The sequence below is a fragment of the Salinibacterium sp. NSLL17 genome, from assembly GCF_015864935.1.
In the GTDB taxonomy this organism is placed as follows: Bacteria; Actinomycetota; Actinomycetes; order Actinomycetales; family Microbacteriaceae; genus Rhodoglobus.
This window is the reverse complement of sequence record NZ_JADYWH010000001.1, coordinates 1,980,737-1,995,118: the sequence shown is the minus strand read 5'-3', so window position 1 is coordinate 1,995,118 and position 14,382 is coordinate 1,980,737. Positions and strand designations below refer to the sequence as shown.

The window sequence follows — 14,382 nt, the reverse complement described above, 5'->3', positions numbered from 1 at the left end:
GCTGGTAAGTTAGACAGGTTGCCTTTCGCTTTCAGCGGAGGTTGCCAACACAGGTTTTGAAAGCCCTGGGGTGAAGCCGTTTTGCGGTGGAGGTCAGGAGCGTCCGATCCTTGAGAACTCAACAGCGTGCACAATGTCAAATGCCAAAAACCCGACTGTGTTTATTGGAATTGTTCTAATCAGAACGGTTTCGTTTATGCAGCGGATTCCTTTGGAAAAAGATATAAACAACAAAGCAAGTCAGTATTGATTTGTTCTGTCAGTTTCAAACTTGTTGCCTCGACACCCTATTCCGGGTGCGGGTGACGCAAGATGTGCATTGATGGGCTTCGGCTTGTTGGTGCAATCAAACATTTATGGAGAGTTTGATCCTGGCTCAGGATGAACGCTGGCGGCGTGCTTAACACATGCAAGTCGAACGATGAAGCCGGAGCTTGCTCTGGTGGATTAGTGGCGAACGGGTGAGTAACACGTGAGTAACCTGCCCTTGACTCTGGAATAAGCGTTGGAAACGACGTCTAATACCGGATACGAGCTTCAGCCGCATGGCTAGGAGCTGGAAAGAATTTCGGTCAAGGATGGACTCGCGGCCTATCAGGTAGTTGGTGAGGTAATAGCTCACCAAGCCTACGACGGGTAGCCGGCCTGAGAGGGTGACCGGCCACACTGGAACTGAGACACGGTCCAGACTCCTACGGGAGGCAGCAGTGGGGAATATTGCACAATGGGCGCAAGCCTGATGCAGCAACGCCGCGTGAGGGACGACGGCCTTCGGGTTGTAAACCTCTTTTAGTAGGGAAGAAGCGAAAGTGACGGTACCTGCAGAAAAAGCACCGGCTAACTACGTGCCAGCAGCCGCGGTAATACGTAGGGTGCAAGCGTTATCCGGAATTATTGGGCGTAAAGAGCTCGTAGGCGGTTTGTCGCGTCTGCTGTGAAAACTGGGGGCTCAACCCCCAGCCTGCAGTGGGTACGGGCAGACTAGAGTGCGGTAGGGGAGATTGGAATTCCTGGTGTAGCGGTGGAATGCGCAGATATCAGGAGGAACACCAATGGCGAAGGCAGATCTCTGGGCCGTTACTGACGCTGAGGAGCGAAAGCATGGGGAGCGAACAGGATTAGATACCCTGGTAGTCCATGCCGTAAACGTTGGGAACTAGATGTAGGGGCCATTCCACGGTTTCTGTGTCGCAGCTAACGCATTAAGTTCCCCGCCTGGGGAGTACGGCCGCAAGGCTAAAACTCAAAGGAATTGACGGGGGCCCGCACAAGCGGCGGAGCATGCGGATTAATTCGATGCAACGCGAAGAACCTTACCAAGACTTGACATATACGAGAACGGGCTAGAAATAGTTCACTCTTTGGACACTCGTAAACAGGTGGTGCATGGTTGTCGTCAGCTCGTGTCGTGAGATGTTGGGTTAAGTCCCGCAACGAGCGCAACCCTCGTTCTTTGTTGCCAGCACGTAATGGTGGGAACTCAAAGGAGACTGCCGGGGTCAACTCGGAGGAAGGTGGGGATGACGTCAAATCATCATGCCCCTTATGTCTTGGGCTTCACGCATGCTACAATGGCCGATACAAAGGGCTGCAATACCGCGAGGTGGAGCGAATCCCAAAAAGTCGGTCTCAGTTCGGATTGAGGTCTGCAACTCGACCTCATGAAGTCGGAGTCGCTAGTAATCGCAGATCAGCAACGCTGCGGTGAATACGTTCCCGGGCCTTGTACACACCGCCCGTCAAGTCATGAAAGTCGGTAACACCCGAAGCCAGTGGCCTAACCCGCAAGGGGAGGAGCTGTCGAAGGTGGGATTGGTAATTAGGACTAAGTCGTAACAAGGTAGCCGTACCGGAAGGTGCGGCTGGATCACCTCCTTTCTAAGGAGCACGTGCAACTCGTTTTCTCGTCTCTGCGGTATACACAGAGTTAGTGGGGAACGAATTTATGTTGCCGAGTCGTACCAGCCTGTTCGGGTTGGACGGCGCTCATGGGTGGAACATTGACATTGTGATCAGAGGAACTGTTGTTTCTTTAGTACGCCGGCTTGCCGGTTGGAACGAGGGGTTTCAGGGGTGCTGGTCTTTGCACGTTGTTGGGTCCTGAGGGACCGGCCACGGATCGTAAGATTTGTGTTCGTACCTTAGGACCGTGAACACCCGTCAAGGGTGTTTGGGTCTAACGGATCCTGGTACTGCTTCCCTTTGGGGTTGTGGTGGAGGATACCGCCCGTATTTTGAGAACTACACAGTGGACGCGAGCATCTTAGATCTGACCGAAAGGTCGGATCACAAGAAATAAACGATGACCCTCACAGCTTTGGTTGTGGGGAATAATTCATTGGTCAATCTCGGCACTTAGGTGTCGCGATCGATTCTTATACTCATGTGATATCAATTTTCTAAGAGCAAACGGTGGATGCCTTGGCATCTGGAGCCGAAGAAGGACGTATAAATCTGCGATAAGCCTCGGGGAGCTGATAATAGAGCTTTGATCCGAGGATTTCCGAATGGGGAAACCCCGCTGGGCGTTGCAAGACGACTCAGTGACTCCCGCCTGAATATATAGGGCGGGTAGAGGGAACGTGGGGAAGTGAAACATCTCAGTACCCACAGGAAGAGAAAACAACCGTGATTCCGTTAGTAGTGGCGAGCGAAACCGGAAGAGGCCAAACCGATCATGTGTGATAGCCGGCAGGCGTTGCATGGTCGGGGTAGTGGGACTTTTCAGCTGTTACTGCCGTACAGCAAGGATTACAAAGTGATATAGACGAATGGGATTGAAAGCCCAGCCATAGACGGTGCCAGCCCGGTAGTCGAAATGTTGCAATGGTCCGAAGAGTATCCCAAGTAGCACGGGGCCCGAGAAATCCCGTGTGAATCTGTCAGGACCACCTGATAAGCCTAAATACTTCCAGATGACCGATAGCGGACAAGTACCGTGAGGGAAAGGTGAAAAGTACCCCGGGAGGGGAGTGAAATAGTACCTGAAACCGTTTGCTTACAAACCGTTGGAGCAGCCTTAGTAGCTGTGACAGCGTGCCTTTTGAAGAATGAGCCTGCGAGTTAGTGATCAGTGGCGAGGTTAACCCGTGTGGGGCAGCCGTAGCGAAAGCGAGTCTTAATAGGGCGTTTTAGTCGCTGGTTCTAGACCCGAAGCGAAGTGATCTATCCATGGCCAGGTTGAAGCGTGTGTAAGAGCACGTGGAGGACCGAACCCACTTAGGTTGAAAACTGAGGGGATGAGCTGTGGATAGGGGTGAAAGGCCAATCAAACTTCGTGATAGCTGGTTCTCTCCGAAATGCATTTAGGTGCAGCGTTGCGTGTTTCTTGCCGGAGGTAGAGCTACTGGATAGCTGATGGGCCCTAAAAGGTTACTGACGTTAGCCAAACTCCGAATGCCGGTAAGTGAGAGCGCAGCAGTGAGACGGTGGGGGATAAGCTTCATCGTCGAGAGGGTAACAGCCCAGACTACCAACTAAGGTCCCCAAGCGTGTGCTAAGTGGGAAAGGATGTGGAGTTGCATAGACAACCAGGAGGTTGGCTTAGAAGCAGCCACCCTTGAAAGAGTGCGTAATAGCTCACTGGTCAAGTGATTCCGCGCCGACAATGTAACGGGGCTCAAGCACACCACCGAAGTTGTAGATTTCGTATTTTAGGTAAGCCTTCGTGGTTCAGCCGTACGGAGTGGTAGGAGAGCGTCGTGTGGCGAGTGAAGCGGCGGTGTAAACCAGCCGTGGACGCTACACGAGTGAGAATGCAGGCATGAGTAGCGAAAGACGGGCGAGAAACCCGTCCTCCGAATGATCAAGGGTTCCAGGGCCAGGCTAATCCGCCCTGGGTAAGTCGGGACCTAAGGCGAGGCCGACAGGCGTAGTCGATGGACAACGGGTTGATATTCCCGTACTGACGAAGAACCGCCCAAACCAATCCAGTAATGCTAAGTATCTGAATCCCCTAGACCAATCCCTTCGGGGTGAGGCGTGGGGCCTAGCGTACGACCCTATTCTGGTGCGGTTAGCGTATTAACAGGTGTGACGCAGGAAGGTAGCTGAGCCGGGCGATGGTTGTCCCGGTCTAAGAATGTAGGCCGAGAGATAGGCAAATCCGTCTCTCATTACGGCTGAGACTCGATGGGTAGTCCTCACGGACGAAATCAGTGATCCTATGCTGCCAAGAAAAGCATCGACGCGAGGTTCAAGTTACCCGTACCCCAAACCGACTCAGGTGATCAGGTAGAGAATACTAAGGAGATCGAGAGAATCGTGGTTAAGGAACTCGGCAAAATGCCCCCGTAACTTCGGGATAAGGGGGGCCTAAGGCGTGAACGGACTTGCTCCGGGAGCGCTGCAGGGCCGCAGAGACCAGTGGGAAGCGACTGTTTACTAAAAACACAGGTCCGTGCTAAGTCGCAAGACGATGTATACGGACTGACGCCTGCCCGGTGCTGGAAGGTTAAGAGGAACGGTTAGCCGTAAGGCGAAGCTGTGAATTTAAGCCCCAGTAAACGGCGGTGGTAACTATAACCATCCTAAGGTAGCGAAATTCCTTGTCGGGTAAGTTCCGACCTGCACGAATGGCGTAACGACTTCCCAGCTGTCTCAACCGCGAACTCGGCGAAATTGCACTACGAGTAAAGATGCTCGTTACGCGCAGAAGGACGGAAAGACCCCGTGACCTTTACTATAGCTTTGTATTGGTGTTCGGTGTGGCCTGTGTAGGATAGGTGGGAGACTGTGAAGCTTGGACGCTAGTTCAGGTGGAGTCATTGTTGAAATACCACTCTGGTCATATTGGATATCTAACTTCGAACCGTAATCCGGTTCAGGGACAGTGCATGGTGGGTAGTTTAACTGGGGCGGTTGCCTCCCAAAAAGTAACGGAGGCGCCCAAAGGTTCCCTCAACCTGGTTGGTAATCAGGTGTCGAGTGTAAGTGCACAAGGGAGCTTGACTGTGAGACTGACAAGTCGAGCAGGGACGAAAGTCGGGACTAGTGATCCGGCAGTGGCTTGTGGAAGCGCTGTCGCTCAACGGATAAAAGGTACCTCGGGGATAACAGGCTGATCTTGCCCAAGAGTCCATATCGACGGCATGGTTTGGCACCTCGATGTCGGCTCGTCGCATCCTGGGGCTGGAGTAGGTCCCAAGGGTTGGGCTGTTCGCCCATTAAAGCGGTACGCGAGCTGGGTTTAGAACGTCGTGAGACAGTTCGGTCCCTATCCTCTGCGCGCGCAGGAAATTTGAGAAGATCTATCCCTAGTACGAGAGGACCGGGATGGACGAACCTCTGGTGTGTCAGTTGTTCCGCCAGGAGCACCGCTGATTAGCTACGTTCGGAATGGATAACCGCTGAAAGCATCTAAGCGGGAAGCCAGCTTCGAGATGAGATTTCCATGGCTTAGGCCGAGAGACTCGCAGCTAGACTACTGCGTTGATAGGCTGGATGTGGAAGCAGGGACTAACGACCTGTGGAGCTGACCAGTACTAATAAGTCGATAAATTGATAACACCCCACCTCACTGGGCGACCTTAGGGTTGTCGAATGGTGACTGAGAAGAATTCTCGCGTCCACTTTGTGGTTCCCGATTTACGGTCGGGAACTGCGCCCAGCACACACTGCTGCGCACCCACCTCGGTGGAATGCTCCGTGATGTGAACTGGCCCAGACTGATACATAAATCAATAGTGTTTCGGCGGCCATAGCGAGAGGGAAACGCCCGGTTACATTCCGAACCCGGAAGCTAAGACTCTCTGCGCCGATGGTACTGCAAGGGGGACCTTGTGGGAGAGTAGGACACCGCCGGACTTCAATTGTAAAATAGCCACCACTGTGTTTCATAGACACAGCTGGTGGCTATTTTGCGTTAAGTCCCCACCCTAAAATCAGGAGCAACGAATGACCGATTCCTCAGAAAATGACGGCCGGCAAGACAGCCGACCCCACGGGAACCGCTCTGGCGCGCCCCGATCTGGAGGACGCCCCACAGGTGGACGTCCGGGTGAGGGACGACCAAGCGATGGAAGACCACGCCGCGACAACGCCGCTGGTGGACCCGCACGCGGAAAGCCAGCATCCGGCTCCGACCGCCCTTGGCGCAACAAGCCTGAGGGTGACGACCGCCGTCCACGCCGCGATGCCGCCGGTGACCGCGATGGTCGCCCGCAGCGCTCCGGCGATAGCGACTCGCGTCCACCACGTTCCGGTGACCGTGACCGCGACTCGCGTCCACCACGTTCCGGGGACCGCGATAGCCGTCCGCAGCGTTCCGGCGATCGTCCCGATAGGGGAGACCGGCCGGCACGCCCGTTCCGTTCCGATGGCTCAGGGCGCCCAGAGCGCGGCGGACGTCCTGACCGCGGATCCGATCGCCGTGGTGGCCCCGACGAGAAACGACTCTGGACCAAGGGCGGAGCGCCAGCACGCGGAGACCGCGATGCAAGCGAACGTGAGCCTGAAGAGGATCGCGATCCCTTCGGCATCCGCTCGGTTCGGGCCTACCACCAGGCTCCCGAGATTCCCGAGGGCGTTACGCCCAAAATGCTTGACCGGGTTGCTTCGAACGAACTCAAGACCCTCAGTAAAGAGAACGCCGAGGGTGTCGCCCTTCACCTGGTAATGGTGTCGCGCCTCATCGAAGAAGACCCTGAACTTGCTCATCAGCATGCGATTTCTGCTGCGCGCCGTGCAGGCCGCATCGGAGTTGTTCGTGAGACTCTCGCCATCACCGCCTATGCGACTGGCGACTACGCTTTGGCGTTGCGCGAATTGCGTACGTACCGTCGCATTACTGGTCGTGACGACCAGTTGCCGATGATGGTCGATAGCGAGCGCGGACTCGAGCGCCCGGAACGGGCCCTCGAGCTTGGTCGCTCGGTGAAGCGCAGCACGCTGTCTTCGGCCGTCCAAGCTGAGCTTGCTATTGCCATGTCGGGAGCACGCCTCGACCTCGGCCATGCAGAAGAAGCGCTCGTTGAGTTGCAGATTCCGCAGCTCGATCCCGATAAGGCCTTCACCTACAGCCCTGCTTTGTTCGGCGCCTATGGCACCGTGCTCGAAGAGCTCGGCCGTGACGATGAAGCGGCCATTTGGTTTGCTCGCGCGGATGTCGCAGAAGCGGCGCTCGGCGACGACGAGGACGCCACAATCGAAGTCATTGAAGAAGAGCTCGAATTCGAGGCATCCGACGACACCGCAGTAGAAGTTGAGGATGCAAATGGGCCTCTGGAAGTCACTAATGAAACTGACGGGAACGACGACGGAAACGACGAGCGTGTCAGCTAGGACACCTCTCACGGGCGTCGCGCTCGTACTCGCGGACCTTGATGGAGTGATCTATCGCGGTCCGGATGCGATTCCGTATGCCGTCGAGAGCATGAACGCGATCGATGGCCCGCAAGTTGCCTACATTACGAACAATGCGTCGCGCACCGACGCATCCGTTGCGGAGCACTTGAGCGAACTCGGACTGACTGTGGAACCGCGCGACGTGGTGACCTCGCCTCAAGCGGCCATGGGCCTGCTGCGCGCTATCGTTCCTGCCGGTTCGACCATCATGGTTGTTGGTGGCGACGGCCTGACGAACGAGCTTGAAAAGTCAGGCTTCGTGGTCACCCGGTCGGCTGATGATTCGCCGGCGGCCGTCGTGCAAGGCTTCGCTCCGCATGTGGGGTGGAAAGATCTCGCAGAAGCATCGTTCGCCCTCAAGGGTGGCGACTCCGGCATCCCCTGGATTGCCACCAACACCGACTGGACGATTCCCCAGGCTCGCGGAACAGCGCCCGGCAACGGCACCCTCGTGTCAGCAGTGCATTCCGCCGTTGGGCGTCTGCCGATCGTCGCTGGCAAGCCAGAAGTGGCCATCTTCGAGGAGGCCTTTGCTCGTTACGAGTCACGCGAAGCGTTGATGATTGGCGACCGCCTCGACACCGACATTCTCGGGGCTAACAGGGCCGGCATCCCGTCGCTTCTCGTTCTGACCGGCATTGACCAAGCAAAGCAAGTGCTGGCGTGTATCCCGGATGAGCGACCGACGATGATCGTTGATGATCTGCGTGGGCTGCATGAGCCCTATCCAGAAACGATCGTCACGCAGGGCGGCGCCGCAGTGATGACGACGGTGGGAACGGCGACGGTGCGCCTTGAAGGGCAACGGTTGACCGTGACGTCGGCCGGAACATCCATCGACCGATTGCGTGCCGGCGCAGCAGCAATTTGGAACTCGGGGAGCGCCATCTACGCCCTTGAAGTGCCAGCGGAGCTATATTCATGAGCATGAGCGATGAATCACCGGTCGATGGACTGATGTCACGACTGAGCCTGATCGAAGACCAACCGCTCGAAACTCGAGCTGCCGCCTTCACTCAGGTTCACGACGAACTGCAGCAGCAGCTCGAGGGCAAGGACGCGTTCTCGCGCAATGGTTAGCGTGCGGCTCGACGCAGCTCTCGCTGCTCGCGGTCTTGCGCGTTCTCGCACGCACGCCGCCAAACTGATTGCCGACGGTCTCGTCACGGTGTCAGGAATCGCGATTCCGAAAGCGTCCACTCCGGTGAGCGACGACCACGTCATCGAGGTCGCTGAGACCGATCATTACGTAAGCCGGGCCGCCCACAAACTTGTGGCGGGTCTCGACGCCTTCGGTATCGACGCGACTGACAAGCTCGCGCTCGATGTTGGCGCGTCGACCGGCGGCTTCACTCAAGTTTTGCTCGAACGAGGTGCTCGCGAGGTTATCGCGCTCGACGTCGGCCACGGGCAACTCGTCGACCTGATCCGGTCGGATGCCCGAGTGCGCGTTATCGAGCGAGAGAATGCCCGCTATCTCACCGCTGAATCTCTGGCGGAGTTGAGCGGGACATCCGAAATCCCCACGCTTGTGGTCTCTGATCTGTCCTTCATCTCGCTTCGCACCGTGCTCCCGGCGCTTCACGCTTCGGTGGGCGAAACCGCAGACTTTGTTTTGCTTGTGAAGCCGCAGTTCGAAGTTGGGCGAACCAACATTCGAGAGGGCATCGTGCACGGGGCCGCACTTCGTGACGAAGCGATCATGGGTGTGCTCTGGGCGGCGTGGGATCTTGGTCTCGGCACGGCAGGCGTCATCTCGTCACCGATCGCGGGAAACGCGGGAAACCGTGAGTATCTTGTGTGGCTGAGTGCCCCAGCCAGCAGCAACCCGACGGAGTGGATATCGCAGGTTGCTGCCATCGCCTGAGCGATGAAGGCCTTGAGGTCGGACTACTTGCCGCTGGCGCCCTCGATAGCTGCTAGCGCGGCGCGAAGTCGTTCATCCGCTTGATCGGCAACAGCCTGAACTGCTGCGACTTCGCTCAGTTGAACCATGGTCTGGGGATTGATCGTCTGAACCGTAGTCGACTCTGCCGACTGGCTTCGACGGATGACGACGTTGCACGGGAGTAGCAGACCCATGTCAGGATCGGCGGCGAGTGCTTGCTCCGCGAGGGCCGGGTTGCATGCGCCCAGAATCAGGTAGTCGCCGACCGCATCCGCGCTTTCGGCGCCGAGTTTTGTGGTGAAGGTCGCTCGGATGTCAATTTCGGTGAGAACGCCGAAACCCTGGTTCGCTAGTTCGTGCTTCGTCACGGAAATCGCTTCCTCGTAAGGGAGCGGGACTGTGACGGTGAGTGCGTAGTTCATTGTTGTCTCCTTGGTGCTAGTTGGCGGAGATGATTCCCATCATCCCGTTGTCTTCGTGGTCGAGAATGTGACAGTGGTAGACGGTTTTTCCGCTGAAGTCCTCGAACGCGATCCGCACACGGGTGGTGCTGCGTGCGGGAATGTTTACGACGTCTTGCCACAGGAGGGTGTCGACGGGCTGCCCATCCTGTTCAATGATTTGCATTGGCCAGACGTGCAGGTGCAGCGGATGATCGAGGGTGCTGGTGTTTGTCAGCAGCCACTCCTCGACGCTGTCGAACTGCACGGTGGTGTCGATGCGGCTGGCATCGAATGGGCGGTCGTTGATCGTGGGGGTCATCATGCCTGCACCCATGCCGCCGCCCATGCCCATGGCGAAGACCAATTCGCGTCTCGCGTTCACAGTTTCTGTGCGGAGGTCGCGCTGGGCAGGTTGGCGCGGGATCGTTGGTCGCGCGTCGACGTTCTCGCCGACCACGGTAAACGTGGCCAGTGTGATTTCTTCGATGCTTCGAGAGGTGTCGCCGCCCATCATCATCCCGTCAGCCGAGCCGCGGTCATTGGGGAGGGTGCGCAGTGTGGCTGTTCCGGCACTACCGGTGACCAGAAGGTCTGCCCGGTTGCCGGGCGCGAGCAGGATTTCGTCGACTTCCTGTGGGGCTTCAAACCGCCCGGAGTCGATTCCAAGCAGGGTCATTTGCTGTCCATCAAGACGCAGTCGCAAGTAGCGGGAAACGCTGGCGTTGACGATGCGCCATCGCTCGCGTTCACCAGGTTGCGCGGTCAGATGTGGCGTGAGCTGCCCGTTGACAAGCACGAGGTCTCCCTCACGCCCGGACATTTCGTCCATTGGCGACGCCGATGGGATGTTTCCGCCTGAGGTGATGGTGATATCGGAGATGACGAGGAGGCGCTCCCGGTCAGCGGGGATCACTTCTGCGTCTTCGACGATGATGGCTCCGTAAAGCCCGCCAAAGACCTGTTCGGCGACAAAACCGTGGAGGTGCGGGTGATACCAGTACACGCCAGGTGGATGATCGGCCGGCACTGTGTATTGGTAGTCGAAGGACTCTCCTGCCGCGACCGTGACGAACATGTTGTCGCTGTTGTCGTTAGGGGAGACGTGGAGCCCGTGAACGTGCAAGTTGCTGGGATCTGCCAACCCATTGTTGAGGTTCACGTTGAGGGTGTCTCCCGCACGAACGCGCAGAGTGGGGCCCGGCAGGCCACCGTTGCAGCTCAGTGCGTTTACGTCCCGGCCAGCGATGCTTACCCGTTGGGGCGATGATTCGAGGTCGACCGTGAGCACGCCGTCTCTGCTGCGCAGCTCTACAGGCTCCGTGAAGGCGTTGCCGGATACGGTTCCCGACGACGATGACGAGGGGTGACGCTGATTGATGAAGAAACCGGTGCCGCCTACAGCGACACTGGCTACTCCGACTCCGCCGAGGATCAGAGCGTTACGCCGGCTGATGTCGCGCATTACGGGGACTCGTCGAGTACCCGAAGATGCTCTCGGTATTGTTCCTCAGTGAGCTCCCCGCGAGCGAAGCGTTCTTGGAGGATTCGTTTGGCGCCGGAGGCTTCATCGTGCCTCGGGTCCGCTGGTTTTTCGTTGCTCTTTGACGTGCTCGACGCCAAACGAACAATGACATAGACCAGCAGGGCGACGCCGACAACTGCCAGCACGCCGTATCCCCAAGCCCATCCCATGTTTCCGTAGTTCCACATCATTAGATTTGGTTCCTTTCGCATCGGATTGTGCCGCACAGCACACGATACCCCCGGAGGTATACAGGCGGCTGGGCGTGAACTGATTCGGCTCCACGCTGGGATTCGCCCGTGTGCACAGGAGCAATATCCCCAAAATCGTGTGCAGGGCGCACGTGGCTGTGGGAATCCGACAGAATGGTTAACGCAGGTTTCTGCTATCGCCGCGACCCACCAGCCGGTGGCGGCAAATCGAACAATCACTACGAATGAGAGGTGCACGGTGCAGTCCGAGAACTCTCATGCTTCTGATCGTCACATTCTGGTCATCGCTCACACCGGTCGTGCGGAGTCGCTGACGGCCGCCATCTCGGTGTGCCATCAACTCATCAGCGCAGGCATCGTGCCGGTGCTTGCGCCGGATAGCTACGAAACGATTCTGCAGGCGGAACCCGACCTCTCGCCGGTGCGACGCCTCGGCAACGAAGTCGAAACCGGAGAGCTCGAGCTCGTGATCGTGCTTGGCGGCGATGGCACAATTCTTCGCGCAGCCGAACTGACGCGGGGCTGCAGTGCACCGCTTCTCGGCGTGAACCTGGGTCACGTCGGTTTCTTGGCCGAGAGCGAACGCGAAGAACTCACGTCCACTGTGGAGCGCGCGCTGGCTCGCGATTACCTCGTTGAAGAGCGCATGACGCTGTCGGTGCGCGTGAAGGTCGATTCTGAGGTTGTCTACGAAACCTGGGCGCTGAACGAAGCGACCGTCGAAAAAGCGAGTCGCGAGCGCATGCTCGAAGTGGTCATCGAGGTCGATGGCCGACCGCTTTCCTCATTCGGCTGCGACGGCGTCGTCATGTCCACACCGACCGGCTCTACCGCTTACGCGTTCTCCGCTGGTGGCCCGGTGGTGTGGCCGAGCCTTGATGCTCTCTTGCTTGTTCCTCTAAGCGCTCACGCGCTATTTGCGCGCCCCATTGTCGTGGGGCCAGACTCGGCCCTCGCCGTCGAGGTTCTCGATCGCAATATGGGCATTGGCGTGTTGTGGTGCGATGGCCGACGCGCTTTCGATCTTCCGCGTGGTGCTCGTGTGATCGTGCGACGTTCACCGGTGCCGGTGAGACTAGCCAGACTGTCGCAAGGACCATTCACCGATCGTCTTGTCAAGAAATTCAATTTGCCGGTCAACGGATGGCGTGGGCCAGCATCGGAGGAGGGAACCGACTCGTGATCGAAGAGATCTCCATTCGCGACCTCGGTGTTATCGCTTCAGCACGACTTCCGCTGAGCCCCGGGTTTACCGCGCTCACGGGCGAGACGGGCGCGGGAAAGACGATGGTCGTGACCGCCCTGGGCCTCCTGCTCGGCGAGCGGGCCGATGCTGCCGCCATCCGGGCCGATAGCGATCAAGCATCCGTGGAGGGACGATGGGTCATTGACCCCACGTCTGCGGTCGCTGAGCGCGTGCGCGACGCCGGCGGTGACCTCGACGACGGAGAGCTTCTTCTTGTGCGCACCGTTGCGCGTGAGGGTCGCAGCCGTGCTGTGGTTGGCGGTCGTAGTGCTCCGGTCGGTGTGCTCACCGAGCTGGGCGACCAGCTCGTGGTCGTTCACGGCCAGTCTGAGCAGATCCGCCTCAAGTCGTCGACGGCTCAGCGAAATGCGCTCGACCGTTATGCGGGAGCCGAACTCGCGACCGTGCTCGGGCAGTATCAAACAGTGTTCCGTCGTTGGCAGGCGGCCCAGGGCGAACTCGATGTACTCGTTGCGGAAAGCGATCTTCGCAGTCGCGAGGCTGACGAACTCCGCGTCGCGATCGATGAGATTGAAGCCGCCGACGTGCGTCGCGGCGAAGACGTCGAGCTGACGGAACGAGCCGATCGTCTGGCGAACCTCGAAGGTCTGAGGCTGGCCGCTGAAGGCGCCCACGCGGTGCTGTCGGCGGATGACGCGGAGGAAGGCTCCGATGTAGTGGCCCTGCTTGCCAGCGCCCAACGAGGGCTTGAGCGGGTCGCCGAGCACGACGCGCAACTTGCCGCCATCGCTGAGGCCTTAGCGGCAGCATCCATCACACTGGGAGAAATCTCGACTGATCTTTCTGGCTACCTCGCCGGGCTGGATTCAGATGGCAGCCGCGAACTGGAACAGGTTGAAGATCGTCGCGGCCAACTTGCCGCTCTCGTGCGCAAGCATGGCGTGAGCCTCGACGATGTCGTCGATGTGCTCGACACCGGCAGCCAACGCTTGCTGGAACTCGATAACGACTCCACCCGCATCGATGAGCTGCGGGCTCAAGTCGAAGCAGGTCAGTCAGAACTGATCGAGCTCGCAGCCAAGGTGAGCGACGTGCGATCTCGTAGCGCTGCACGGCTTGCTGCCGCGGTCACCGACGAACTCACCCACCTTGCGATGGCCAACGCCGAGATCGTGGTCACGGTCGAAGACCGCAGCGACTATTCGCTGAGCGGCAAAGATGAAGTGGCGATCCTGTTGCAGCCGCACCCGGGAGCACCGCCGCGTCCGCTTGGCAAGGGTGCTTCAGGGGGAGAGCTCTCACGGGTCATGCTCGCGATCGAGGTCGTCATTGCGGGCAACGATCCGGTTCCGACCTTTATTTTCGACGAAGTGGATGCGGGTGTCGGTGGTGCCGCAGCGATCGAAATCGGCAAACGGCTTGCCCTGCTGAGCCGCACCGCCCAAGTGATTGTTGTCACGCACCTGGCCCAAGTGGCCGCGTTTGCGGACAACCACCTCAGCGTCATCAAGGGCGACGACGGATCGGTCACGGCCTCCAGTGTTCACAAGCTTGAGGGGGAGGCGCGCATCGCAGAAATGGCGCGACTGCTCTCGGGATTGCCCGACTCCGAGTCTGGCCTTGCCCACGCCCGCGAGCTTATTCAGACCGCGCACGACCTCGAAAACGCTGCTCTCGGTCGCTGACGTTCGGACACAGTTTCGTGCACAGTTTCGGACTCACTTTCGCGCACACTTTCCGCCACATTTCCGGCCTCACCGACGGCC

9 protein-coding genes and 3 rRNA genes are annotated in these 14,382 nt (G+C 58.4%); 9 read left to right on the top strand and 3 right to left on the bottom strand.

The genetic code is table 11. From position 1 onward, the window contains the following. Positions 1-353: 353 nt before the first annotated feature. From I6E51_RS09685 to I6E51_RS09655, 7 genes are all read left to right on the top strand, one after another. A 16S ribosomal RNA gene (locus tag I6E51_RS09685) occupies positions 354-1,878 on the top strand. A 511-nt stretch (positions 1,879-2,389) separates the two neighbouring features. Beyond that, a 23S ribosomal RNA gene (locus tag I6E51_RS09680) occupies positions 2,390-5,507 on the top strand. Positions 5,508-5,688: 181 nt separating this feature from the next. Continuing rightward, positions 5,689-5,805: ribosomal RNA gene (gene rrf, locus I6E51_RS09675) — 5S ribosomal RNA — on the top strand. Together the 16S, 23S and 5S rRNA genes form the textbook arrangement of a ribosomal RNA operon. A 90-nt stretch (positions 5,806-5,895) precedes the next feature. After that, on the top strand, positions 5,896-7,281 hold the full coding sequence (locus I6E51_RS14240; protein WP_231599717.1) for a hypothetical protein: 1,386 nt from the start codon (positions 5,896-5,898) through the stop codon (positions 7,279-7,281). After that, positions 7,235-8,269, top strand: a complete 1,035-nt coding sequence (locus I6E51_RS09665; RefSeq protein WP_197110093.1) for an HAD-IIA family hydrolase — start codon at positions 7,235-7,237, stop codon at positions 8,267-8,269. Before I6E51_RS14240 ends, I6E51_RS09665 begins: the two co-directional genes overlap by 47 nt. A 2-nt stretch (positions 8,270-8,271) precedes the next feature. Continuing rightward, entirely contained in the window at positions 8,272-8,424 is a 153-nt protein-coding gene (locus I6E51_RS09660) for a hypothetical protein (protein WP_197110193.1), read from the top strand. Continuing rightward, positions 8,417-9,211, top strand: a complete 795-nt coding sequence (locus tag I6E51_RS09655) for a TlyA family RNA methyltransferase (RefSeq protein WP_197110092.1) — start codon at positions 8,417-8,419, stop codon at positions 9,209-9,211. The genes I6E51_RS09660 and I6E51_RS09655 overlap by 8 nt, the downstream gene beginning before the upstream one ends. A 23-nt stretch (positions 9,212-9,234) precedes the next feature. Here I6E51_RS09655 and I6E51_RS09650 read toward each other — a convergent pair whose 3' ends face one another. From I6E51_RS09650 to I6E51_RS09640, 3 genes are read right to left on the bottom strand one after another with little or no spacing between them, the layout of a single operon-like run. Next, the gene (locus I6E51_RS09650) at positions 9,235-9,654 is read right to left on the bottom strand and encodes a DUF302 domain-containing protein (protein ID WP_197110091.1); all 420 of its coding nucleotides are present in this window, start codon (positions 9,652-9,654) and stop codon (positions 9,235-9,237) included. A gap of 16 nt (positions 9,655-9,670) precedes the next feature. Then, entirely contained in the window at positions 9,671-11,137 is a 1,467-nt protein-coding gene (locus I6E51_RS09645) for a multicopper oxidase family protein (RefSeq protein ID WP_197110090.1), read from the bottom strand. Then, on the bottom strand, positions 11,137-11,388 hold the full coding sequence (locus tag I6E51_RS09640; protein ID WP_197110089.1) for an SHOCT domain-containing protein: 252 nt from the start codon (positions 11,386-11,388) through the stop codon (positions 11,137-11,139). The genes I6E51_RS09645 and I6E51_RS09640 overlap by 1 nt, the downstream gene beginning before the upstream one ends. 259 nt (positions 11,389-11,647) lie before the next feature. Between I6E51_RS09640 and I6E51_RS09635 the strand changes: the two genes are divergently transcribed. Together I6E51_RS09635 and recN are read left to right on the top strand one after the other, a co-directional pair. Next, positions 11,648-12,592 (top strand): NAD kinase, encoded by a 945-nt coding sequence (locus I6E51_RS09635; RefSeq protein ID WP_197110088.1) that lies wholly within the window; start codon positions 11,648-11,650, stop codon positions 12,590-12,592. Then, positions 12,589-14,301: a DNA repair protein RecN gene (recN, locus tag I6E51_RS09630; protein WP_197110087.1), complete on the top strand. Its 1,713-nt coding sequence runs from the start codon at positions 12,589-12,591 to the stop codon at positions 14,299-14,301. The genes I6E51_RS09635 and recN overlap by 4 nt, the downstream gene beginning before the upstream one ends. The last annotated feature ends 81 nt before the right edge of the window (positions 14,302-14,382 follow it).